The sequence below is a fragment of the Pseudovibrio sp. WM33 genome (genome assembly GCF_001623165.1).
Classification (GTDB): Bacteria; Pseudomonadota; Alphaproteobacteria; order Rhizobiales; family Stappiaceae; genus Pseudovibrio.
Window position 1 is genome coordinate 25,954 of the sequence record NZ_LMCK01000009.1, and the last position, 23,176, is coordinate 49,129.

The 23,176-nt window shown below is 50.7% G+C and carries 27 protein-coding genes; all 27 read left to right on the forward strand.

The features are described from left to right. Nucleotides 1-190 precede the first annotated feature (190 nt). The 27 genes from PsWM33_RS01850 (at nt 191) to PsWM33_RS01975 (ending at nt 23,117) form a co-directional block, all read left to right on the forward strand. Nucleotides 191-589 carry a hypothetical protein gene (locus tag PsWM33_RS01850; RefSeq protein ID WP_063297686.1) on the forward strand — a complete coding sequence of 133 codons (399 nt, stop codon included), beginning with the start codon at nt 191-193 and terminating at the stop codon, nt 587-589. A gap of 15 nt (nt 590-604) precedes the next feature. Then, nucleotides 605-2,251 carry a hypothetical protein gene (locus PsWM33_RS01855; protein WP_208994351.1) on the forward strand — a complete coding sequence of 549 codons (1,647 nt, stop codon included), beginning with the start codon at nt 605-607 and terminating at the stop codon, nt 2,249-2,251. 75 nt (nt 2,252-2,326) lie between these two features. Next, entirely contained in the window at nt 2,327-2,707 is a 381-nt protein-coding gene (locus PsWM33_RS01860) for a type III secretion apparatus assembly protein SctX (RefSeq protein ID WP_063299046.1), read from the forward strand. A 5-nt stretch (nt 2,708-2,712) separates the two neighbouring features. Then, nucleotides 2,713-3,087 (forward strand): hypothetical protein, encoded by a 375-nt coding sequence (locus tag PsWM33_RS01865; RefSeq protein WP_063297684.1) that lies wholly within the window; start codon nt 2,713-2,715, stop codon nt 3,085-3,087. 233 nt (nt 3,088-3,320) lie between these two features. Continuing rightward, nucleotides 3,321-3,872, forward strand: coding sequence for a hypothetical protein (locus PsWM33_RS01870; RefSeq protein WP_063297683.1), 552 nt, complete (start codon nt 3,321-3,323; stop codon nt 3,870-3,872). Between the two features lie 41 nt (nt 3,873-3,913). Further along, a complete protein-coding gene (locus tag PsWM33_RS01875; protein ID WP_063297682.1) occupies nt 3,914-4,978 on the forward strand; it encodes a type III secretion system translocon subunit SctE in 1,065 nt (354 codons plus the stop codon). A 12-nt stretch (nt 4,979-4,990) separates the two neighbouring features. Next, nucleotides 4,991-5,977 carry a hypothetical protein gene (locus tag PsWM33_RS01880; protein WP_063299027.1) on the forward strand — a complete coding sequence of 329 codons (987 nt, stop codon included), beginning with the start codon at nt 4,991-4,993 and terminating at the stop codon, nt 5,975-5,977. 192 nt (nt 5,978-6,169) lie between these two features. Further along, entirely contained in the window at nt 6,170-6,574 is a 405-nt protein-coding gene (locus PsWM33_RS01885; RefSeq protein ID WP_208994352.1) for a hypothetical protein, read from the forward strand. Between the two features lie 56 nt (nt 6,575-6,630). Then, entirely contained in the window at nt 6,631-7,098 is a 468-nt protein-coding gene (locus PsWM33_RS01890; RefSeq protein ID WP_063299029.1) for a tetratricopeptide repeat protein, read from the forward strand. Nucleotides 7,099-7,143: 45 nt separating this feature from the next. After that, entirely contained in the window at nt 7,144-7,737 is a 594-nt protein-coding gene (locus tag PsWM33_RS01895; RefSeq protein WP_063299030.1) for a hypothetical protein, read from the forward strand. Further along, nucleotides 7,734-8,411 (forward strand): hypothetical protein, encoded by a 678-nt coding sequence (locus PsWM33_RS01900; RefSeq protein WP_063299031.1) that lies wholly within the window; start codon nt 7,734-7,736, stop codon nt 8,409-8,411. The genes PsWM33_RS01895 and PsWM33_RS01900 overlap by 4 nt, the downstream gene beginning before the upstream one ends. Nucleotides 8,412-8,646: 235 nt before the next feature. Beyond that, complete coding sequence (locus PsWM33_RS01905) at nt 8,647-9,642, forward strand: hypothetical protein (protein ID WP_063297676.1); 996 nt, start codon at nt 8,647-8,649, stop codon at nt 9,640-9,642. A 100-nt stretch (nt 9,643-9,742) separates the two neighbouring features. Then, nucleotides 9,743-12,013 (forward strand): type II secretion system secretin GspD, encoded by a 2,271-nt coding sequence (gene gspD / locus PsWM33_RS01910; RefSeq protein ID WP_208994353.1) that lies wholly within the window; start codon nt 9,743-9,745, stop codon nt 12,011-12,013. Nucleotides 12,014-12,252: 239 nt separating this feature from the next. Next, nucleotides 12,253-12,711, forward strand: a complete 459-nt coding sequence (locus PsWM33_RS01915) for a type III secretion system chaperone (protein ID WP_063299033.1) — start codon at nt 12,253-12,255, stop codon at nt 12,709-12,711. A 63-nt stretch (nt 12,712-12,774) separates the two neighbouring features. Beyond that, nucleotides 12,775-14,013 carry a hypothetical protein gene (locus PsWM33_RS01920; RefSeq protein ID WP_208994354.1) on the forward strand — a complete coding sequence of 413 codons (1,239 nt, stop codon included), beginning with the start codon at nt 12,775-12,777 and terminating at the stop codon, nt 14,011-14,013. 23 nt (nt 14,014-14,036) lie between these two features. Further along, the gene (locus PsWM33_RS27860; protein WP_208994355.1) at nt 14,037-14,471 is read left to right on the forward strand and encodes a hypothetical protein; all 435 of its coding nucleotides are present in this window, start codon (nt 14,037-14,039) and stop codon (nt 14,469-14,471) included. A 25-nt stretch (nt 14,472-14,496) separates the two neighbouring features. Continuing rightward, nucleotides 14,497-14,784 (forward strand): hypothetical protein, encoded by a 288-nt coding sequence (locus PsWM33_RS27865; RefSeq protein ID WP_208991993.1) that lies wholly within the window; start codon nt 14,497-14,499, stop codon nt 14,782-14,784. A 251-nt stretch (nt 14,785-15,035) separates the two neighbouring features. Next, nucleotides 15,036-16,220, forward strand: a complete 1,185-nt coding sequence (locus PsWM33_RS01930; RefSeq protein WP_063299034.1) for a hypothetical protein — start codon at nt 15,036-15,038, stop codon at nt 16,218-16,220. Nucleotides 16,221-16,323: 103 nt separating this feature from the next. After that, entirely contained in the window at nt 16,324-16,728 is a 405-nt protein-coding gene (locus tag PsWM33_RS01935; protein ID WP_063297672.1) for a hypothetical protein, read from the forward strand. Nucleotides 16,729-16,778: 50 nt separating this feature from the next. Continuing rightward, complete coding sequence (locus PsWM33_RS01940) at nt 16,779-17,264, forward strand: hypothetical protein (RefSeq protein ID WP_063299035.1); 486 nt, start codon at nt 16,779-16,781, stop codon at nt 17,262-17,264. A gap of 38 nt (nt 17,265-17,302) precedes the next feature. Then, the gene (gene sctJ, locus PsWM33_RS01945; RefSeq protein WP_063297670.1) at nt 17,303-18,106 is read left to right on the forward strand and encodes a type III secretion system inner membrane ring lipoprotein SctJ; all 804 of its coding nucleotides are present in this window, start codon (nt 17,303-17,305) and stop codon (nt 18,104-18,106) included. 15 nt (nt 18,107-18,121) lie between these two features. Next, nucleotides 18,122-18,850 carry a hypothetical protein gene (locus PsWM33_RS01950; RefSeq protein WP_063297669.1) on the forward strand — a complete coding sequence of 243 codons (729 nt, stop codon included), beginning with the start codon at nt 18,122-18,124 and terminating at the stop codon, nt 18,848-18,850. Continuing rightward, complete coding sequence (sctL, locus tag PsWM33_RS01955; protein WP_063297668.1) at nt 18,829-19,479, forward strand: type III secretion system stator protein SctL; 651 nt, start codon at nt 18,829-18,831, stop codon at nt 19,477-19,479. Before PsWM33_RS01950 ends, sctL begins: the two co-directional genes overlap by 22 nt. Next, a complete protein-coding gene (gene sctN, locus PsWM33_RS01960) occupies nt 19,476-20,852 on the forward strand; it encodes a type III secretion system ATPase SctN (protein WP_063299036.1) in 1,377 nt (458 codons plus the stop codon). The genes sctL and sctN overlap by 4 nt, the downstream gene beginning before the upstream one ends. Continuing rightward, nucleotides 20,849-21,328, forward strand: a complete 480-nt coding sequence (sctO, locus tag PsWM33_RS01965) for a type III secretion system stalk subunit SctO (RefSeq protein WP_063299037.1) — start codon at nt 20,849-20,851, stop codon at nt 21,326-21,328. Before sctN ends, sctO begins: the two co-directional genes overlap by 4 nt. Beyond that, the gene (locus PsWM33_RS01970; RefSeq protein WP_063299038.1) at nt 21,325-22,074 is read left to right on the forward strand and encodes a hypothetical protein; all 750 of its coding nucleotides are present in this window, start codon (nt 21,325-21,327) and stop codon (nt 22,072-22,074) included. Before sctO ends, PsWM33_RS01970 begins: the two co-directional genes overlap by 4 nt. Next, nucleotides 22,071-23,117 carry a FliM/FliN family flagellar motor switch protein gene (locus tag PsWM33_RS01975; RefSeq protein WP_063299039.1) on the forward strand — a complete coding sequence of 349 codons (1,047 nt, stop codon included), beginning with the start codon at nt 22,071-22,073 and terminating at the stop codon, nt 23,115-23,117. Before PsWM33_RS01970 ends, PsWM33_RS01975 begins: the two co-directional genes overlap by 4 nt. The last annotated feature ends 59 nt before the right edge of the window (nt 23,118-23,176 follow it).

Genomic DNA, 23,176 nt, shown 5'->3' on the forward strand with positions numbered 1-23,176 from the left:
CGAATAAGAATATGTCATTTTCATACTTCTTTTAGTGAAATTGCTTTGTGTCGGGCGACACAAGTGGGCTCATCCATTTTGCTAATTCTGTCATTGCTAAATTTCGATTTTGAAGGTGTGTCGTTCGAAACAGCGGTGCCCCGGTCTACCCGTTTATAGAGGGCGTATAGTGTTTTGATGGGAATGTTGTATGGCGAAGACCGGATCCAGCAAGGAAGAGTTGCTTCCCCAGTTCACTGTAAGTGGTGATGCAGGTGCGTTGAGTGCCTATTTGGATGATGCATTAAGCCTTTGTAATGCTGAGAAGAGCTGGCCTTCAGAAAATGAATGGCAAGATGTGTCTTATCAGATGGTTGCGAGCTTGCAGGAGCTGGTTGATCTTCCTGCCGTTCAGAAAGATCCGGTCGCGCTGAGTTTGATTAACGGACTGCTTGCTTCGAAGAGCTTTGATGGCTTTTTGCAGGGGTATGACGCGATTGCTGAGCATTTCACGAAGCGATTGAAAGACAACGAAAACAATAGCGGTGCTGAGCGGTCTCAGTTTGCGAAGCCCCAAAAGAATGCGGGTCGTACTCGCCTTGTTTTGTGATGTGAGGAGATGAAAATGATTAATGGTGTTGGCTCCGGCTCATCTACCACTGTGGACCCAGATACTCTTGCTCCTCCAAAAGATGACGACACGGCTAAAGCCACCTCCGGTGGTGCTGGTGATGGTGCTCAGGAAAGGGCGGCGGGGCAAGGCCCTGCGCTGCAGGCTGCAGAAACGCAGACCAGTGTTTGGGATAGTTTCTTATCCAACTTACCGGAAGCAGATCCTGATTTTGAGAATCCGTTATTGTTTATTCCGGGGACGCGGGACTATGCGACGGACCCGAGTAAGTACAACGCTTATGTAGCGAGTGTTTTGGTGGATCCGGCTGATACTGTTGCTGATGAGGATCTGCCAGCGAATTATAGCAGTCCATCACCGCAGCAATTTGTGTCCTGGCATCCGGCTGTTCAGCTGCGTTATTTGCGTGATAACTTTTCAGATGCAGATATTCAGGCAGGCCGGACTGTTATTGGTTCGGGATCCAATCAGGTTGGTGTTATTCGCTCTGATGATAAGCGCAGTGTGACTATTGTAAACGAGCTGACAAAGTCGCGTATATTCCAGCTCTCAAAAACAGAACAGGAGCGGTTGGCAGGCAACCCCGTCTTTTTGAACAAGATTGCGCCGCTGTTAGATTTGTTGCCACAAAATGGAACAGATCTGGCGGCCAGCCGTGCTGAGATCACGATCCAGATCTCTAAAGAGATCAATGATATAAAAAGCAAGACACTGGAAAATAGAGCTGACGATGAAGATGTAAGGAAATTCAAAGCTGATCGAAAGGTCTATGAAGATCAGTTGATAATGCTGAGAGACAATGTTCCTAACGCCGGAATTTATTCTCGTTCGGATTTGGCCACCGAAATGCAGGAAATAGTGAAGCGTTTTGAGCGAGCTCATGCCTACTTTGATGTGAAAACACCAAATCGACATGGTACGCTGAAATTGGCAGATGACTTTGTGACCCCAGACAATAACAAATCGATTAAGCGTGGGTATGCTGTCTTTATCAAGCAGGAGCAGCGTATCCTGGCGCTAAAACAAGCAGAGCAACAGATGTTGTCGGCGGGTGGAATTACAAATTCAGATGGCACAATCTCTCGATTGGATTTGCCGACGCTGGTGGCGCTTATTCAGAATCAGGCTAGCTTAAAACAGCAGGCAATCATTACGATGAGAACTGAGCAGTTAACTCAGTTGAACCAGCTGTCTCAGGCTTATGCGGAGATGCAGCGAATTGTGAATGAGACACTCAAGAAGTTTGAGAAAACGGGCAAAGATGCTGACCAAGAAACTTGGGATCTACAACAAAGCCTTGGCTTATCTAGCAGTTACTCTACAGCGGTAGTCTTAATGTTTGAAGATTGGGCTGCGGCTCGTCCTCATCCTGTTGAGAAGGAATTCAGTATTACGCGGCCAAGTCATGATATCTTGAATAATGGTCCATTCGGTAGCGGAAGTCTGAATAAGTTCAAACGTACACAATGGGAGCGCTTCTCAACGCAGTTGAGTGATGCGGTGACACTGCTGAATCCTCAGTTGCTGACCAACGATATCAATCAGGACAACCGTGAACAGAACCGTTCGTTCGAACAGGCGACTGGTACTGTGCGTCGTAGTTTTGATCTGAACATTCAGATTGCACGTGGTTTCTCATAAAACTGCTTTTTGTGATGGCGGCCTTGGCATGTAAGTCAAGGATGTATTTTGTTTTGACTGGGTATGGGTTTCGGAATGCGGGTTGCATCAATTACAATTGGCGTGAATGAGGTTTCCAACTGGAAGGTTGAAGACCAGATTCAATTGCCAGAGGGCAAAAAGCTTGCTCCTGTGTTTTTGCCAGAAGTACGACCCTTAAATGAAGTTCTGCACCGTCCGACGCTGGATGAGCGTCTGCCTTCTCTCTTGTTGCCGGATTTATCTGAAACAGATATTCTTTTGCCGACTGAGCTGAGCGAAATGCGCAAGGAACTTCAGCGTTTGTTCGCTGCGGCAGCTTTACGAGAGCAGGGTGAGCGGCGGCGTGTTCTAAAAGGTGTTGCAGATCTGTTGATGGGTGATGTTTTGCTTGATGAAGACCTGCAGGCCGCACTTGCCATGTTGTTGCAAGGGTAAATTTGATGACAGCGCTTAACAGTCGGCAGCGGGACTTTCTTCTTCTCAGTGTCTACATCATGACGCAAAACTGCAAGTATGCAGAGGCGCTCACCATGGTGCAGGGTATGATGGTGATGGAGGATCATTCCAAAGACGTGCTTCTGGCCCGTACGGTTCTGCTTTTCCTTCTCAACCGTTTTGACGTGGCACTCGAAAGTCTGCGAGAGCTGGATCTGCTGGATCCACTTGAGCAGTTTGGCAAATATACGCGCAGTGATGAGCAGTCCATGCGCCATTACATTCGTGCGCGTTGCCTTTATACGCTCCATGATGCCGATAAGGCTAAGGATGCGATTGATATCTATCTTGGTAATCGCCGGCAAAAACTTTCCCAATAACTCCAGATTGTGATCGAAGGGGAAGGTTTTCTTCTTCCTCTTATGCAGACTGAACTGCCTTTTGTTGGTGGCAGATCGATCTGTTGGTTGTGCTCACATGTTCGTGATGCATAAAAAATCACTGCACAATGCGTATTGCCTATTCTTGTGTTCTGTTTGGCACAGAACACCTTCTGATTGCGCTTTATTATTTTTTTAAATGCTGAATTAGTCAGAGATAAAGAAAGAGCGCCATGTCACTTCTCGATATGCCTAAACAAACACCAGAGCTCTTTGCTGAGACGATTAAAGAGATCGCTGAGCCTCTAATGGAGCACGTTGATTCACTGGGTTTCAAAGATGAAACATTCTACCAGTTGTTGAAGCAGGGTGTCTCCATATCTGAGATGCTGGGTTTGTCAAAGGAAGAGCTCGCAGCCGTCTATGAAATGGCTCGCCGGAACATTTCTGTCGGTCAGGTCGAGAAGGCGAAGTCGCTCTTTATCATGTTGGTGCAGATTGCTCCGATGGAAGAGCAGTACACCTATGGCCTCGCGATGACCTATCAGATTCAGGGTGACGTTCGCATGGCAGTGAAGCTCTATCTGCATTTCATCAGTATGGATGCGACCAACCCGCAGGGGTATTTGCGTCTTGGTGAATGTCTGCTGGCTGCAAAGGAATACCAGGAAGCTGGTGACGCGTTTGAAGCCGCGCTGCGCATGTTTGATGACCCCGTTAAAAATTATGACGACAAGAAGTATGCGCAAACCATGATGAAAAGTGCACGCCAGAAACTGGTCTGACAATAGCTTTGATCCCAATTTTTTGAGCATGGAGAATAGATATGGATCTTCCTAAAGGTCTGGGCCTTGGCCTGAATAGCAACAGTCTGGGTGATATTTTTGATACGACCTCTGAAATGACTGGCAAAGCTGGTGATGTGAAGGGTGTGAATTCGGTTGGTTCAGGCACTCTGGCATCTGTTGGTGGTACGCCATTGATTGCAACGATTGCGTTTGCGCAGCACATTACGCGTCTTTCAGGTAGCCTTTCCAAAGTCGGCCCGGATACTCCGCTGACCACTTCCAGCTTTCAGGATATTGAAGTGCTTGTTGCGTCCGTTTTGGACAAAATGCAAGGTACTCAGGAAGCGGTTGAGAAAAATAAGGTGAACCTAACACAGGCAAAGCAAAAGGGTGCTTTGCAGGATAAGGCGATTAAGCAGGAAGAAGCCGTTCGTAAGCAGGAAGAGGCTGAAGAAAAACAGAAGAGCCTTAGTATCTGGCAGAAAATAGCTCTAGCTTTCCAGTGGCTTGCCGCCGTTCTTACTCTTGTGGTAGGATCTATACTCTCTGCGGTTCCTGGTTTGCAGGCTCTTGGCGGGCTAATGATTGCTGCCGGGGTGATACAGGTTATTATGGCTGTTGATGCGACGGTGCAAGCTGCGACCGGCCAAAGTATTGCTGCGCACATCGCAACGGCTGCTGGTGCTTCTGAAGAAACTATTAGTAAATTGGATATTGCCTTTAAGGTGGTTGCTGCTGTTGTTGGTATCGTTATTGGTATTGCAAGTTTCTTCGTACCTGGTGGTCAGGCAAGCGGTATTGCTGCGTTGATACAGTCACTTTCTTCTATTACCTCTGCGATTATCCAGGTTGGTACTAGTGTAGGTTCGGTAGTGGCTGGTGTTGTTTCTTATACCGCAAGTCAGGATATAGCGCAGTCCAAAGAATTGCAGGCAGATGCTGGAGATCTTGATGCGTTTATCCAGTTGCTCAGTCAGATCATTGATCAGCTACTCTCCATTCTGACCAAGGCAGGCGAACAGTTCGCAGATGCATTGGACGGAACCGTGAGTTCCATGAATGAGCGTGCTGATACGCTGAGTAGAACAAAGTTTGCAGGTTAAAAGGAGATATTTATGTCAGCAACCTTAGGTGCCAATTACAATCGTGATTATCTGCCGCCCAGTTTCTTTCAGGACGGCAAACTTGCCGTTTCTGAAGGGCGGGCAACAGAATTCCAGCAAAGCGTAGAAGCGCGTCTGGCAACGTTGCCACCAGAACATCACGGAACATTCCTGTCACTCGTGTCTTTGCCGCAGTTTGCTGCAAGCGTGGATTTTGACAAGGCGATAACGGATGAGGCGCTGGGTCGTCTGGAAGAGGCAGCTGTTGCAATCGGTTCTGTCGACGAAGTCGACACCACAGGCAACCTGTCTCGTCTGATTGCGCGGGCTCTTTATAAGTCAGCAGTCAATCAGCGCAATAACGAGCTCGAGTCCCGTTTGATTGCACGTGAGGCTGTGAAGACTCTGATGCACGCTCAGGCTGGGAAGAGCCGCGATGCTGCTGAAGAGACCCGTACAGGTGCGATTATCAGTCTTGTTGTGACTGTTGTTTCTTCTGCTGTCTCCATTGTGACGTCCGCAGTTGCAATTGGTACTGCTGCAAAAGGCCTGGGTGCGGCGAAGAACTCCGCAAATGCCAACTCACAGGCTGGCAAGATGGATGCGAGGGCGGCTGATGTTGCGTCTGGCAAGGGTGGTAAGTTGAATGACTTCTATTCGCAGCGTGCTGGTGACTACCGCGCGCAAGCGAAAGGTTTTGATGCTGTCGCAAGTGCATCCGGATCTCGTGCGCAGTCCATCGCGACGATTGGTGGTGTTGCCAACACTTTGGGTAACACGACCTCTCAGGCTGCGAGTGCGTTCACTCAGGCAAATGCAAAAGAAGATGAAGCGATTTCTCAGGAGCTGGCAGCAGCTGCTGAAGAGGTTCGTAAGGAAAATGATCAGGCTGAATCCATCCAGAAAGCTCTGGACGATATCATCCGTGCGATCATTCAGTTCGAGAAAGAGTCTCGCGAAATCGAAAACGAACGGGCGGCTGCGATTACTCGCGGTTAAGCCACAAAAGCAGGTGTGCGTTTATTACCCTCAACGCACGCCTGTTTTTCGCGTTTGGTGATTGATTGCTGTTCTTGCGCATCTCAGAGAGGATTTCTCTTGTTCTCCTTAAACTTTTCAGGGTGCTTGGATAAACTCTGGCGAAAGCTGGGATTAGGTGCTCCGATTTTTTCCGAGCAGAACACCGCTTCGATGAATGTTGACGGTGTCCAACTCGTGTTTTCCGATGCCCTTGATGGTGGCGGTATTGAAGTTACGACGGTTATTGGCTCACTGAGTGAAACGGTGGGAACCCGAGGCCGACAGATTGAAGATATCCTGCATTTAAATCTAGCCTGCCTGTCGCAGTTCAGAACACTGGCGGTTTTACGCAAGGCTCATGATGGCGCAGAAGAGCTTGTGCTTTCGGTGAGCTTTCGTGGGTACACAGAGCTGGAGAAGCTGACCGGACTGGTTGAGGAGCTCTTGTCTGTTGTTAGCCTTTATCAGCCGCTGGTGTCAGCGGACCCAAGTGGTTTTCAGGGCAATCCGTTGCTGGGTGCTGCGCAAACCTCTCTTTCTGATGAGCTGGATGGCGCCATGGTGTTTCACCTTTAATGCCGCGCTGCCGCCCTCAAACATTCTTATATTCTTAAGCCGCAAAGAGGCACGATATGACTGAGCTCGTTTCAGAACTGGGCAACTCTCCAGAACAAGACATCAAGGCAATCGCAAAAGGTGCAATTGGCCGTAGTCTGGGGCTTACGAAAGATGACATCAATCCGGGTCTGGTGATGGCCAAAGGCTTGATGGATACAGGGCGGACTGAGAAGGCGCTGGAGATCTACACTGGGCTTGTTCTGCTTGAGCCGATCAATGTGGATGTTCAGCTTGGGTTGGCGAACTGTGCAGTGCAGTTGCAGCAGTACACACTTGCTATGCAGGCAGCTTCTGCTGCAATGGTGCTCGACCCAACCAACCCGCGTCCATACTACTTCTCTGGCGTTGCTTGTCTTGCTTTGGGCCACATCACTGAGGCTGAGGAAGACCTTGAAGATACTTTGAAATATGCCAAGGACCGCAAGGATGCTGAGGTCCATCAAGCGGCTCAAAAGCTATTGACCGGGCTGAGCAACGCCTGAGTTCAACTTACTGCACTTATCGAGTTTTGAGGCCGGGGATAAACGATGCCACTCGCACCTGTTACAGACAATACTCCGGCTTTTGCCGCCTCTGCAGATCAGCCAGTGGAGACAGATGTCAATCTTGATGCTGTTTTTCAAGCCCTCGGCGGAGGTGATGTAAGTGCTCAGGCCGTTCTGGAGGCTATCAAATCCCGGCAGGGGCTCTCTGCTGTTTTGAAGGCTGATGGCAAGCTGGAGAAGGTTCTTTATCAGTTTGCCTATCAGGCTCTGCACTTGCAGCAAAAAGCATCTGCAAAGGAGCAGTTTGAGGTTCTCTGTCTGCTTAATCCAAACAATGTTGAGTATTGGCTTGGGTTGGCGTTGAGCCATGCAGACTGGCCACTTGGCGGGGAGGATGCCAAGAGATCGCTCCGCAAAGCAAAGCTGCTTGATGAGGCACATCCGGCAGTTGCCCTCAGGCTTGCTGAGCATTGTTTGTGGTCACTGGAGCTGGATGAGGCGACTGTGGAGCTGGTACGCTTTTATCAGCTGATGAAGGTGCGGCCTGTTCCTGAACTCATCGAGTATTCCAAGCGGCTTGCGTTCGCATTGGAGGCGCAGATAAAATCTGCTGCACGAGACAGTGATGTGTCATGATTGCGACTTCCGGTTATCTACATCTGCCCTATGATCTGGGTGAGGATGAGAACGGAATTGTTGAGCTTGCCGGTCCAACGCAGGCGGAGAAATTCGCCAAGATTTCCGGTGATATAGGGATTTTGTATCGGGAGCTGTCGTTTACGGCTGGCCTGCTGACATCTGCACGAAAGATCGAGAGTGTCAAACCGCTTGGTGCCGGTAGGATGTCAGTGGATCGCCAGGTTGCGTTGCAGTATGGGAACGAACTAGCGCGGACCAGAGTGCTCTCTCAAGACCATAGGTTTGAGTATGAACAACGGGCGACCCGGACGGTCAATCGCCTGAAGGAAGCTGATCATCTGTATCTCAAATACAGTGCGCAGTTTGATCTGTCTCGCTGGTTTGCCTATGAGAAGCCGAGCCTGACGTTTTCTGACGAGAACCGCATCGGGCTAACAACCTTTGAGGTGACCTCTTACTCGCCTGCCGATTTGCATGAATTGATTGCGAAAATCGAGACTCGGTATCATTTGCTGCAACGTCTTTATACGCAGCTTCCTCGGTTGAATGAGCATAAGCGGCGGCCTGGCTACGCTTATGCTTTCATGCTTCTCACAGATGGCGTTCTGTCTGCCCTCAAGGCGGCCCTTGCGAAGAAGACTGCTGGCTCTGGTGACGACAATTCCTCCTAAGGCGGTCTTTAGGTGTCAATCCTGCAGCTTGCTTGGGTGCTGATCTCATTCTTCGTGTTTGATCAGAAGGATGCTGCAGGTGTTGTACGTTCAGCACACATATGTAAGTAACGTTTTTTTCACTCCGTAATTGTCCCAATAATGTCCATAAGAGGGCGGGTTCTGTGTTTTAAGGCACAACACGACCTCTGGGTTATCTGCGAGATATAGGGAGAGATAATTCAAGGAGTCTGAGATGACTGCAGTTTCGCCAATTGGTTCTTCATCTGTATCCAATGCCATTGATAACAGTGCACAGATTGTTCGCCCGGCCGCGAACAAGAGTGTTGAGTCTATTCCGTCTGCCAGTCAGCTCCTCTCAGTCGGGGTGTCGGCAGCGTTCGGTCTGCAGCCACCGCCAGACAGCGGAAATCTGGAAGTGCTGGTCGGGCAGGTTGTTGCCCGGTTTGAGGAAATCCAGACCTCGCTGAAAGAGCAAAATCTTATCGGGCAATCTGAGAAGGTGCGTTCTGCACGCTCTGAGCTGCTACAGGCGCTTGCTTTGCAAGAAGATATTGCAGCTGACATTGAGGCTTTGGACTTGCAGCAGCAGGAACAGGAAGACCAGTTGTCTGATCTGCAGACCAGCCTTGCGTCCAAGCAAGATGAGCTGGCAAATCTTCCAGCAACTGTTCCAAGTGATCCGGATGACCCAGATAGCGAGCTCCTTCAGGATCCTAAAGAAGTTGCCCGCCTGAATGGTGAGATTGCCCAGATCAATAGCTCCATCGGTGAGGTGGAGACTGCGCTTGCTGATACCGTCCAGCAGCTGGACACCAAGCTTGCAGACCTGAGTGAAAGTGATGCGGTGCAATCTTTGCTGCGTACTGTGCTTGAGGAAATGGCTGGTGCTCCGAAGACTGGTGAGATGGACGAACACGGTCAGTCTACGCTGGAAGGTGCTCTGACGGATGCTGCCAGCAAGCTGAACGGGACCAAGCCTGAGTTTGATGAGCGTCACACCATTATTGAAGAACTGCGCGAGGAAGTGCGTGTGTTTGCTGAGGATCGTGTGAAGGATGAGAAGGCTTTGATGACGCTTCTCGAAGCTGAGTACGCCCTACGCTTGGTTGGTTATGTGTCCAGCTCTATCTCCAAATCGCTTTCTGTGGCGGAGCAGTCCGTTACTGGTCAGGACACTTCGGATACGACCGGCAGACTTCAGCTGCTTTTAGATAACGGCCGCGTTTAACGTAATCGAATATAGTTCGGGCAGCACAAGTGCGATAGCCCCGGGTTCGTTTAGCTCCGGGGATCGTGTTGGGCGCTTGTGCTGAACGCATAGGTTTGAAATGATTGGTGCTAAACTAAGTTCAATGCTGCGCAAGACAGCAGGGGTGCTTTCTATTTCTTTGATCCTGTTGGGGTGTACTACAACCCAGCCAGCTGATCAGGAATGGGATAATACAGCCCCGCCAGCGGGATTGTCTGACCAGCTTCAGCGGTTCTTTTCAGAAGAAAACCAGCGCGAAAATCATCTTGCCCTTTCAGGTCAACCAAGATTGGCATCCAATACGCGTGGCGTATTGGGTCGTGCAATCAACACCCGTTGGGTGAACAGTGAAAATGCGGAGAAAGGCAGACCTGGCGCGGCCTTCTACTTCAATGATGAAGAAGCAAAGGTTCTGCTGGCGGACACACGACTGAACAGAACCAACCGCCAGGAAATCAGCGTTGCGCAAGCCAGTGATGCCAAGGCAACCTCTGATGTGGTGCGCTTGAACTTCCGTGGTGAAACTTTGGAGTATTTCATTCAGCAAACGCTGGGTGGGATTTTACAGGTCAACTATGTGATTGACGAGCCGTTGGAAGGTGCTGTCACGTTCCAGACGGAAAAACCAATTGCCAAAGACCAGATGCTGTCATTGGTTCGTGTGCTTTTGGGTCGCAATGGTTATATTCTGAAGCTCATTGACCAGATCTTCCACATTGGCCGTCCTGAAACCATTCAGGCGATCGAGCAGTTTTCTGGTGTTGGGTCTGCGGGCGATCTGAAGCTTCGGATTCTGCCTGTTCGCTCAGCTTCCCCAGGTGATGCGGCGAAGGTTTTGCAGGCTATCCTGCCAGCTGGTGCTTCTGCTGTTGCAGTTGAGGGATCGAACAAGATTGCGGTCCGGGCGCGACCAGAAGATATTGGTGCGGCTGAAGAGTTGGTGAACAGCCTTTACAATCGCGACAATGACAAGACGATTGTGTCTGTGTTGCGCTTGCAGCAAAGTTCAGCAAGTCAGGTTGCCAAGCAGATCACAACACTGTTCCAGCAGCTCTATCCCAATCAGGTTAATTCGCCCCTGACCGTTATTCCGCTTGAAACACAGCAGTCTTTGCTTGTGGCTGTGCAGAGCCACGAGATGTTGCAGCGTGTGCGCCGGATTACGAAGGAAGTGGATTATAATCTTCTTGATACGCCTAAGGTGCGGATCATCTCGCTGAAGTATTTGCCTGCAAATGAAATTGCAACGCAGCTCACGCAAATCCTCGAGGGTGCAGGGGGGAGTGGCTCTGTTGCTCCGCCAGTTAATGAACAGAAGCAGGCTTCTCAAAACAATGGCTCTTCTGCGCGCAAGTTCCCGGTTTCTGCTACTGGAGTTTCCGTAAATCCAGGTGGAGATTCAATCAACAACCGATTTAACAACGCGAACAAGTTGTTTGACGATATTGCCGAGACGCGTGGTGCCAAAGTTGCTGTTCCCAAGAAAGTCGGCATTGTTGCTGATACTCGGAACAATGCGCTGCTGGTGAACTCAACCTATAAAGAGTTCAAGCATATCCGCGACGTGGTGCAGGCGTTGGATCTGCCACTTTCGCAGGTGGTGATTGAGGCGACGATCGCTGAAGTGAGCATCAATGACAACCTTTCCTATGGTGTTCAGTGGTACCTGAGTAAAGGTAACTTTGCGGGTGGTGTTGGGGCTGTTGCTGAAGGTGCCTCTCGTCCTTCTAAGGCCACTGGTGGTGCGCTCTCCCTCAATACTGTTGGCGTTGATGTGGTGTTGAAGGCACTTCAGAACATCACCAAGGTGAAGGTGATTTCGTCCCCTTATCTTACCGTTCTGGACGGTCGTAAAGCGCGTCTTGTGATTGGTGATCAGGTGCCGTTTGCGTCTCGCAGTCAGTCTTCCAGCAATGATGGTAACGTGACTGTGACCAACGAAGTGGATGTCAAAGATACCGGTATTGTTTTGCAGGTTGAGCCGAATATTCGTTCCAACAACTCCGTTCTGCTGCAGATCCAGCAGGAGGTGAGTAATGTGGTGCAAAACAAGACTGAATCATCGCTGACACCGACCATTGCAACGAGAACCATCAACTCGGATATCGTTGTTGAATCCGGACGGACCATTTTGCTGGGTGGCCTTATTCAGGAGCGCAAAGAAAAGGGTGAGTCTGGTGTGCCGATCCTTCGCAAGATCCCGGTGTTTGGTGAACTCTTTAAGGACAACACCACGAATGACACAAAGCGGACTGAGCTGTTGGTGATGATTACACCGCGTGTTGTTCGCAAGCAGTCTGAACTGCAGAACATTACGCAAAAACTGCGCCGTGAGCTGTCTTCTTTCTAAGCTGCTTTGAACTGACAGATATATCCCCTGGAACGCTTTGGTGTTCTGGGGGGGCTTTTTAAAGTTGTAGTGTGGTGAGAGAAATTCATTCTTCTTATATCTGCTGGGCTTTTGAATAATAAATGAAAAATAATGCAGATTGAGATTGCATCTTATTCAAACTGTATCGTTTAGCACTTTGGGTTTCTTTGTTTTCTGGCAGTGTTGTCTGCAAGAAAGTAAGGAAGCGGAGTACCCCAATGCTCGATAAATTGCTCAATGATGCATGCCAGATATTAGGCGTGAAACCACAAGAAGATGAACAGGAACCATCTATTCGTGTTGTCGATCTGGATGCATTTTCTTTGAAGTTCAAGTTGGTTACAGACAGCGATCGTATCTGTGTTTCGGCTCGTTTGTGTGAGCTGACGGCGGTGCAGAGAGACCGGATCCTGGAGCTGGTTCTCGTTTATAACACGCAAAGTTTTCAGTCTGGCGGTATGCGTTTGGTGCTGATCGAAAACGATGCGCTGGTCATGCATAACGACCTTCGTGCTGTTGCCTGGGATGCTGAAAAACTTGCCAAATTTGTGTTGGCATTCGCTGATGTTTCTGCTGGCTGGCTGAAGATTGTTCGCGAAATGGGCGGGTTGGCTGAAAGTGCAGATGACGATGATGCACAAGACCTGTTTGAACCAGCTTCCCTGATAAGCCTCTAAAAATCCTAGCTCCTTCCATGGGGCTTAAACGTTTCTTTCTCCAAAAATTTAAGACAGTATTCTGTGACTGATCCTGAGGAGGGTGGTTTGGCGGCTGTCGGTATCTGGCGGGCCACAATGACTGAAATCCTCTTTTCTCAAAATGATCGTTACACCAATGTAGTCGCACGCCTTGAGGCTGCTATTTCGGGCAAGTCGGTTCAGGATGCCCGCGTGAGCCTGACCCGAAGCGCGAGCAAAAATGGTGAGGTGCTTTACAAGGCCACAGTCTCTCGTGAAAACGGGGACGGGCTAAGTGATAAAGTGCTTGGACTGTGCCGCGCTGTGACGCGCCATACTCGCTTTCTTCAGAATAAAGCAGACCGGCCAGAGCAGAAGGTCTCCAACTGGAATGTGTTTTATCAGTTGTTGAGGAATGAGGCTGCGCAGAGCCTCTATGAAGATTCCGTGGATCAACGTCAGGACCTGTTTGATGAGGCCATCAGCTATATCTCCCAGTTTGTTTATGAGGAAGAGAAGAACAATCCAAAGGGGCTGAAATTCTCCTCCCTCAAGACACTGAGTTCCTATTTGAAGAACCAGGGCGCTGTGACTGTTCTGCCCGAGAATTTCAAGGAAGAGCCAAAGGCGACCGTTGGTGTTTCCAGCGCGTTGCTGATGTCGTCTCTCGGCTTTCAACTGGCGGTTAATCAGATGCGATATGTCAGTGATGATGACTTCCGATTTTCTTATGCCGGGTTGGGGCGGCGTAATCTGGACGATTATCTGGAGCAACAGCCTTCATCGCCGACGAATAGTAACGACGGCCCGCATGGTGACATCCCTCATCACGGAGAAGGTGTTTGTCCAACGGAAGATGTTCAGCCGCCTGCAGAGGTGCCGCATGATGATCAGCCTGCGTTTGAGTCCAGCTTCAACAGCATGAATGAGGCTTCAGCCACTGAACTATCCCTCCAGCAATCGCGTGAATTGCTTGATGAGAAGGGGGAAGTGGAGACGGGTGGACCTGATGAGGATGAAGCTGTGCGCGAGAAAGCCTATAGCCGCGACAAGCTGAAGACCAAGGCTGCCAAGATTACACCGGTTGGTGAAGAGAGTGACGTTGCCGATGAAGGCGGGCACGAAATTCGTGTTGAGGATGCGTTTGCTGGCGCTGAAGATGATGCCGTTGAACGCGAAGTGCAGGAAGCCAAAGTCGCAGAACGCCGGATTAAAGTGCTGTCGTTTGATCGGGATTACCAGACGAAAAACTCACATGCAATTCGCACGGTTCGCAGTGCTTCAACTGCACCAACACAATAACAACAAAACTGGAATGATGCTTTATGATTGACCTTGTTCTTCCTTCAAGGCCAACACTTAACGACCTGCTGAATGCGCTTCTCAGTAGTGAGCATGATCTGAAAATCCGAAAGTCTGATCTTGTTATTCCTCCGCTGAAAAAGGCACGGGGGCGAACTGAAGATGAGCTTGTCTTTCAAACCAAGCTGGTGAAGCCGCGCGCTTTCAGTCTCTCTCAGCCTCTCTGGAAGGTGGTAGGAAAGCTTGGCATCAGAGGCAGGTTTTTGACTGCAAAAGCAGAGGCATTTGAGCAGCAAGTGCATGATGTTGAAGATGCCGGGACCTGGTATGACTTTGAAGTCCTGATTGAAAACCAGATCAAAGCGCATGATTGCGATGTGTTTGAGTATATGATGGCGATCATTCAGCAGGCGTTTGGTGATAGAGGGCCTTTCAGAAGCTGCTTTGAGTTTTGGTGAACTCACGCGCATTAATAGGATCTTTATGGACGTACTTCCATCGGCTCCGGTCTTTTCCATTGCAGCGAAAATATTTGATGAAGCGGAGGAGAAGATCGAGCTTGATCTGGCGTATCTCGTGCGGACAAGTGGCTGCATTCAGGAAGAAATCTCTGATGAGGTTCTGGCTGAAATCATGATCAAAGCGTTTGGATCTGCAGATAGGGAGAGTATTTCGGCCTCTAACGATCAGATGCGCAACTTTAATGAGCAAATACGGGTCTGGGAAGAGCTTGAGAAGAGAGCAATTGCCCGCCAGATGGTAGTTGCTTAACTCCTGCTCCTTACATGCTGTCTAGTTCTGAGAGGCTGGTTCCGAATGGATCGGCCTTTGTGCTGTTTGGCACTTAACGCTAAGTTATTGAGATAACGAGGAATAACCAAGTCGTGTTTTAGTGCTTTTTCTGCAGGAAATACCGTTGGCTGTGACCAACGGCACTCAGCTGCGTGTCTCAAAAGTGCATTCTAAACTCAAGAATTTACAGGTAACGAGCCGTTAGAGGCTTATGGAATGCGGAGGCAATAATGACCGGAGTTAACTTTTCCAGTAGTAGCCAATTATCTGATGTTTTGGCGCAGATCGATCACCCGGCGAACAAGGAGTTCGTTAAAGAGAATGCGCAGGTTCGCGTTACTGGCGGTGATATCAAAGATGGTGACACCATCTACAGCGCAGACACAAAGGATGGAAGTAGTAAGGTTTCCAAGGCGATTTTGGCCAAACTGACTGGTGGCAAACTGTTTGGGAATGCTTTGCAAACCCACGACAAAAAGCTGAACAACTGGCATGTCTTTACACAGTTGGCAAAGAATGAGATCTCTGCGGGTTTGGAAAAAGGTGGGCTTCAAAACCATCAGGCGAAGACAGGTGATATTCTGACCGCGGCCTTTGACAAGGTTCAAAGCAATCCGACATATCACAGCAATGACGTGCGTTTTAGTGCTCTGAAAGAATTGAGCACGACGATCAATACGCTGGTTAGCGAGGCTTTGTCGGATGCCAGTGCCTATGAACAGATCTCCGTGAACAGTGGGTCTGGTCATTTTATTGATACTGTTGGTTCGCTTGTTTTGCCGAATTCGTTCTATGGAGCTCCTTATGCCGATGTGTCGGGTGTGGGCGGCAGTCTGTCTGGCGCTGATGGGGTGGTTGAAGAAGAGCTATATGCTGAAGTGCAGACCGGTCCTCGTTACGAAGTAGGGCAGCGAAAACATGCTCTTGGCAATCAGCTCTATACTGCAATCAATAAGGGTGCTGGCACGAAAGAGGGGGCACCAGTTGTTGAGCGTTTTACCGCTAATCAGCTTAAGGAATCTGCTCGCGTGTTGGCTGACATCGACCGTCAGGTCATCGATAATGAGAACCCTTACAACAAGCTGAACTTTAATGGCGGACCGTTGGAAGAGTCGGGCAGTTTCCTGCTTGATGAGACTTACGCGACTATCGATCAGTCTCAGGTGAATTCTCAGTGGGGGGAGATGGTCGGCGCTGTGAACAATGAGCCACTCTACGTAAATTCAGGGGTAGAGAGTGCTGTAGAGAACAGCAGTGACTATTCTGATGTGCTTCTTGGTGATGATCAGGCGATTTACGAAAACTTTACGACGGATGGAAAGCCAGTCCCATTGCCTAAACCGAGCAATTTGAAGGGCGGTAACACTCCTCCACCAGTTCCACCTCATCAGGGGACTCGCTGGGAAGGTCGTTAGGTTTGAGTAGCGAAATCTATTCGATCGACTGACAGCAAGAATACGTATGCGGCTTGCTCTTTGAAGGTAGCGGGTCGCATGCAGGCTTTGGAATGAGGGTGGAATGAACGCAGAAGATTTTGATAGCGAAACCGTAAAGGTGATCGCGGAGCTCGGCTTTATTGCTGTCTCTTATGGTCTTGCAGAGCATGCTGACTCCATTTTCAAAGCGTTTCAGGTGATGCGTCCGGACCAGGAGGCTGGACCTCTGGGGCGGAGCCTTGCTGCGATGACGCGCGGCAATGTGGATGAGGCCTTGCTCTGTCTGGAGAATGCGCCGCCGACAGATACCATCCAGACGTATCGCGGACTGGCGCTACTTCGTAAGGGTGAGGTTGATACGGCCTGCGAAATCCTGAGTGAAGTTTGTGAGATGGCAGCTGGTACGCCGTGTGCCGAGATTGCTGCGCAGGCTTTGTCTTCCAGAGATGACCTTGCTAATCCAGTGAGCGCGATGATGTCCCGTTAAGGACGTTTAGCTCAGGTTACCTTAGTTTCAGCAGTACGTGAGGAGCATTCATGGCAACAGTATTGGACAGCGCACTCACCTCCCAACTGCAGCAGGCGCTGCAGTTGGGAGCTCCATCAGCCGGTGGTTCTACAGGCGATGTTACCGGGCTCGAGGATCAGTTCCAAACAGCGCTTAGCGCAGCTGGAGGTGTACAGCCGCCAGTGACCGGGCAAATCGTGAATGGCAATGTGGTCATTGGCGGAGTGGAGCAAGTTAATGCTACCCAGAATGTGGCAGCGGTATCAGCACCCACACAAATCGCTTCCGTCAATCCGACGGGCAGCAACTTCGTTATTGACGGGTTGGCCAAGGTCAGGGGTGTTTTTTCTGAGACCAGTTCCAACATCAATGCAATTTCTGAAGGTGGCCAACTTAGTCATTTTGACAAACTGATCAACATGCAGATCGAAGTGGCGAACTACTCTTTGCTGGTTGATGTGAGCTCGAAGATTGCAGGCAAAACCACGCAAGGTTTGGACGCTTTGATGCGTTGATTAAGACTGCGCATTCAGTAGGTATAGTGAAAGTCTAAATGAATATTCGGCGTTTTATTACAATTGTGGGCATGGTGATTGGTTTGGCCGCCTGCAACACAGATCTTTACACCAACCTTTCTGAGCAGGAGGCAAACACCATGCTCAGCCTGCTGCTGGAAAATGGTGTGTCTGCTCAGAAAGTTGGTCTGGGCGATGGTCTTGTCACCTTGCAGGTGGATGACGACGATATTCAGCGTGCCGTCACAATTTTGAATGCGAATGGTTTGCCGAAACGTACGCGTGACACGCTCGGTCAGGTCTTCCAGAAATCCGGCATTATCTCCTCACCATTTGAGGAGCGTATTCGCTTTATCTACGCGTTGAGTGAGGAAGTGGCTGAGACCATTACCGAAATCGATGGTATTGTTTCTGCCCGCGTTCACATCGTTTTGCCGGAAAAAGCGGATCTTGGCGAAGAGGTGAAGCCTTCTTCTGCCGCGATCTTCATCAAGCATCGCCCAGAGTTTGATATTGAATTTCTGATCCCTCAGATCAAGCGCTTGGTCAGTAATGCGATTGAGGGTGTTGAATATGCCAGCGTTTCTGTTGCGCTTGTTCCAGCACGTGAGCTGAAGCCAATCTCACAGCGCTCAGCGCAAGAGTATGAGGCCGTGTTCCCGGGCTTGCGCATTGCGCGTGATGACGCCGGTATGTTCTGGCAGATCCTTGGCGCTGTGGGCGTCGTGCTGCTGCTGTTGATTGGTGGCGTTGGCTATTTGCTGTTCAAGCAGATCAGCTCCGGCGGAAAAAAAGCCAAGGGTGGAGACGACGACGAGCTTCTGCCTGAAGAACTTGCTTAGTAGCAGGGGACTGGCATGATGACAGGCACTCCACATCACTCCGCGGTCTGGCCGCTTCAGGCCAGACTTGCTGCGTCTTTACTGAACCCTCTTTCCTTTGCGCATGATGACCACCTGACCGCTGCTGGCCTTGAGTTGAACGTGCTGCGTGGTCTGGCTGGGCAGGAAGATTTTCAGAGGCCTTTGAACACGCATGTCTCGCATAAGCTTGGGCTTACTGCGCTTGCTGTTGATGTGGCGGTCACGCCAACTCTGGCAGTCTCAGAACTGGCCCGGCTCGCGTTGATGTTGTGCAGTTTGGGTGCTGAAGATTTTGGCGGCGTCATGCGCATCATTGCGATTGCCAGACTTCATGAGATGATCGGGCGCCTTGTGCTGAAGAATGATTGCCAGCGTATGGAAGCCCTGTTTGGTGAAGAGGTCTTTGATATTGCCATTCGCGATGTGGCGTTCTTCTTCAGCTCACTTGGCTATGAAAGCGAGAATGATGAAGCATTCCATCATCTATGCAGTGGAAGTGATGAAGAGGCTTTGCAGGCGCTGACACTTGTTGGTGCCGAGGGCATTTTGGCTTTCGTCAGTGCTGTTGATGCGAAACTTGAGCCGCTTGTTCGTCTTCGCTTTTCCAATGAACTCAACGAAAAACTTAGCGCTCGTTTGCAGGTGATGCGAGCAGAGCAGCAAGAGCATTTTGTCCAGTATTTGCGTCGGAGATTGCCACAATGGCGAGCATTTATAGACTGAAAGAGCTGGGCGCAAACCTGACGCCTGGCACGCACATCATTAAGGAAGCTGAATTTGCTTCCGTTGAAACGGCTGACCAGATCATTGCAAATGCGCAGCGCAAGGCAGAGGAAATTCTGCAGGATGCGACGCGCGTTTATGAAGAACAGCAAAAGCAGGGCTATGAAGATGGTGTGCGTAAAGCGCAATCTGAAGCCTGTGAACGCATCCTTGGTGAGCAAGAACTGCTCGACACGCGCTTGCGTGACGTGGAGCATGATGTTGTCACGGTGACCATCACGCTGTTGCGTCGTTTGCTGGATGAGTTTGATGATGCTGAGCGCGTTCGCCTGATGGCTCGCAGTATGCTGAAATCACTACGCGCTGAAAAGCGTGTGCGGTTGCATGTTGCTCCGGAAATGTATTCCCAAGCGATGGCCATGAGTGGTGCGATCACTGATGGTTTCAAGCAGGTCGAGTTTCTTGAGATTGTCGAGGATGGTGACTTGCAGGGGGCTCACATTGTACTGGACGCACCTGTTGGCCGCGTTGATGGCAACTTGCAGGTTCGGTTGGAAGAAATTGAAGAGATCCTGCGTCGTACTTCGTCTGCTCAGGCACCTTCCAAGCGGTCTTTGGAGGTGTCATGACATCTCTCATTGAACCTGCCGAACACGTTGAAGATCGTCGTAATCAAATTGGGTCTGGAGTGTCAGGGCTTGGTCGTGCCCTTGTCAAAGCTGCAACTGATGTTGATCCTTATCCGCTGACGGGCCGTGTCCGCAAAGTGGTGGGTACACTCATCCATGCCGTGGTGCCAAAGGTGGAGATTGGCGAAATTGCCGAGCTTTACACGCGCTCAACAGGTCGCAAACTCATGGCAGAAGTGGTTGGGTTTCATGATGATGAAGCACTGCTGTCTCCCATTGGCGAGCTTTATGGCGTAGGGCCGGACACCGAAGTTCGTCCGACCGGGCATGTGCAATCTGTTCCTGTGGGTGACGGGTTGCTTGGCCGGGTTCTGGATGGCATGGGCAACTTTATTGATGGGCTGGACCGGGAGTTTACGCCTGCAACGCATTATCCGGTCAATCAGGAGCCGCCGGATCCTATGCAGCGCCGGATTATCGACAAGCCGCTGCCAATGGGTGTGCGTGCCATTGATGGCATGCTGACCACCGGCGAAGGCCAGCGTATGGGCATTTTTGCTTCTGCTGGTGGTGGTAAGTCCACGTTGATGGCGATGCTGGTGAAGGGCGCTGCTGTTGATGTGACCGTGCTGGCGCTGATTGGTGAACGTGGCCGAGAGGTGCGCGAATTCATCGAGCATGATCTTGGTCCTGAGGGGATGAAGAAGTCCGTTGTGGTTGTTGCCACTTCTGACAAGAGTTCTTTGGAACGCTCGAAAGCAGCGTTTGTTGCAACCTCAATTGCAGAGTACTTCCGCGATCAGGGCAAGCGCGTGCTGTTGCTGATGGATTCCGTGACCCGCTTTGCGCGTGCGCAGCGTGAGATTGGCCTCGCTGTTGGTGAGCCGCCGACCCGTCGTGGTTTCCCGCCTTCTGTTTTTGCCACGCTGCCGCGCCTGATGGAGCGTGCAGGGATGAATGATAAAGGCTCGATCACTGCGTTCTATACAGTCTTGATGGAAGGCGATGATATGAACGAGCCGGTTTCGGATGAGACTCGCTCCATTCTGGATGGGCATATTGTGCTGTCGCGCAAGCTGGCGGCGGCCAACCATTATCCTGCCATTGATATTCTGAATTCCAAAAGCCGTGTGATGACGGCGGTTACCACGCCTGAACATCGTGAGATGTCCGGCAAGGTGAACTCGTTGCTGGCGAAGTATGAGGAGGTTGAGCTTCTGGTGCAGATTGGTGAGTACCAAAAGGGGGCTGATGCTGAGGCTGATCTGGCGATTGCTAAGAACAAGCCGATCAAAGAGTTTCTGCAGCAGCGTACTGATGAGTTCAATGGCTTTGATGAGGCCTTGAGCAAATTGAAGAGCACTGTTGCGTGATCAACCAAATCAAAAAACTTCATCTCGTCAAAACTCTTAAGGAGCAGAAAGCTCAACGGACGCTCAACGCTGAGTTGGAGAAAGTTCGGCGTGCCAAAGAGCAGCTGGAGCAAAAGCGGCAAGTTGCGGCAGATGAACGTGCCGCGCTGCCAGCCAAGCAGGATGCGCTTTATCTGGAGATCATCAAGAAGGTCATTTCAACGGATGATCTCGATAAAGTGAAAGAGCAGGCGCAGATTCTTGAAAGCGCGGTCAAAAAGCTGGAGGACGCAGCGGAACGCGCGGCCTATGTTTATGATCGCGCGCTTAAAAATGCGGATGCTGCCCGCCTTGAGTATCAAAAAGCACTTCGCATCAAAGATAAGTATGGAAAGGTTGCGGATGATCTTCGGGTTGAGACCAATGCCTTGATGGAGGCTGCGGAGGAGCAGGAGATCGAGGAGCAGTTTTCCGGGCGAAGGCAAGTGGAATTATGAAAGTTTCTCAGGGTTCGCAGCCACTTGAGCAGCAGCAAAATCTTGAAAATATACGTGGCAAGCAACCTCGTGAACATGGCAAAATGTCTGGCAAACAGCAGGGCAACAGGTTCTCTGATGGGTTGAACCGGCAGGATGTCAGCCTGTTTCAGGAACAGCTGCGCAGCGCTGAAGGCAAGTCTGTTCCGGTCCAAGGAAAGGGCGCTTTTCAGGAAGACGGTGAAGGTTCCGAGCAGGGACAGACTGATCCGCTTGATTTGAGCCACGCGCGGTTGCTAGCAGCCTCTGATCCCGCTGAAGCCCGCAGTATTTCCGTTTCCAATCCGTCCGAGCTGTTCAGCTCCGTGCGTCAGGTTAGTACTGAGGCGCGGGTTGATAAGGCGATGAGTGCGATTGCGAACCAGATTGAACAGGCTATGCGCACAGAGGCCATGGCAGACAAAAGCGACGGGCGCGTCTTGAGCCTGACCCTTGATGCAAACAGGTTTGGTCTTGCCGGACTGAAACTGATGACAACGCAAGGCGGTCTGGCTGTTGTGCTGGAGCGCGCGAGTGGTGACCGGGTTGCTGGTGAAGTTCAAGCCGCAGCGCAGGGGCTTATGAGCACCTTGCAGCAACGGTTTCCTGACCGGAAAATCCGCATTCTTGATCGACTGGAACAGCAGGAGATTGAAAGTGTTGATGCTGGTTCGTCTTCAATGGGAGGTCTGTCCTCCATCTTTGCGGGGAACAGCACGAGCTCATGACATCCTTGAATTATCAATCCAAAACAGACCCGTTGGCCTACTGGAACGCAGCTTTGAGCTATGCGGAGCAGGACATTACGGTTGAGAGCACACATACGCTAAACTTTCAGGTGAGCGATGCGCCGTCCTCGTTTGCGCAAGGGAGTGTGCTGCGCAGTGCATCTGGTGCAACAGCTCTGCTGGTGCTTGAGGACTTTCCGTTTGCTGCACAGCTGAATGTGCCGCTCGCTTATGCGGATGTTCTTGAGCTGGAAGACGGACTTCGCAATGCTCTGGTTGAAGGCATTGTTTCTAACTTGCGCAATGAGTTGCCTGCTGACTTTAGGAAGATCCAGAGTGAGCTGCCGTTGCAGCCTGTTTCTGCCTTGTTGCCAGCGCGTGAACTGGAGCAACTGAGTTGGTTTGCTGTCCGGTATGGCGAAATTGGCGGTGCGCCTGTGCTGGCCAAAGTTGGTGTGCGGCCTGATGCGCTCTCCAGTTTCCTTGGAGATTTACCATTGACTGCGCAGCCTGCGTGGCGCGCGGTGCGTGAACAGTTGAACACCTCCATCTGCCTGACGCTGTGTGAAGCACCTTTGTCAACCGCTGAAGTTTCCAGTCTGCGCATTGGAGATCTGGTGGTGCTGGATGCGCCTGCGCTGGGGCAACGCATCACCGTGGACGGGCCGCTGAGCCGCCATCATCTGGTGCTGGTTGAGCAGGGATGGGGCTGCGAACGAATTGAGAGTGTGAACGGTATGAGTGAGTTAACCGAAGAAGCGAATGCAGAGCAGGCGAGTGTTGCTGAGGAGATTGGCTCCATTGATCTGTCGCAGATGACAGTGCCTGTGCGGTTTGAAGTTGATGAGCGCGAGATCTCTATTGCTGAGCTGGAAAGCTGGGTGGCGGGATCTCTGGTGAACATTGATGTGCCTGCACTTAATGAAGAGACACCGGTTTATGTGCGTGCTGCGGGCAAGCGCATTGCCAAGGGGCATCTGGTGCAGATTGATGAACGGGTCGCGCTGCGCATTTCTAAAACTGACCGGGGCACCGGCCTTTAAAGCTGCTTTCGGTCACGCCAAAGCCTAACATAACCAGAGGTGCCCAAAGGCGCCCAATC